This is a genomic window from Methylophaga sp. UBA1464, from assembly GCF_002325665.1.
Taxonomy (GTDB): domain Bacteria; phylum Pseudomonadota; class Gammaproteobacteria; order Nitrosococcales; family Methylophagaceae; genus Methylophaga.
Window position 1 is genome coordinate 31,680 of sequence record NZ_DCSO01000016.1, and the last position, 454, is coordinate 32,133.

The 454-nt window shown below is 46.0% G+C and carries 1 protein-coding gene; it reads right to left on the reverse strand.

Annotated elements, in window-relative coordinates:
- On the reverse strand, positions 1-454 hold a 454-nt coding region (locus tag B3O33_RS01760), incomplete at both ends, for a substrate binding domain-containing protein (protein ID WP_292362811.1).

The window sequence follows — 454 nt, forward strand, 5'->3', positions numbered from 1 at the left end:
TTATTGGAAATAATGCAGCTGTGACTTTTTAACTGGTTGGGATGTGTCGGCGTGCCATACTGTTTTAAATATTCAGGACTTGCAGCGGCCATCATCGGCCGGCTGATTAATTTGCGGGCAATCAGACTGGAGTCGGCTAATTCACCATAACGCACGGCAAAATCAACTTCGTCTTCTACAAAGTTCACCATACGACTATTAAAGTCTATTTCCACGGTCAATTGAGGATGCTGTTGAGCAAATGTCATTAATGCCGGTGCGACAAAATGTTCTGCAAACCCGCCTGCCGCACTCACTCTCAATGTCCCACTCAGTTGCAATTGTTGCTGATTGACTTGTTCATTGGCCTGCTGCAGGCCAATAACCAGTTCTTTACATTGATGGTAATAAGCGGTGCCATTCTCCGTTAAATTGACCTGACGCGTTGAACGCGCCAACAACACACAACCGAGTC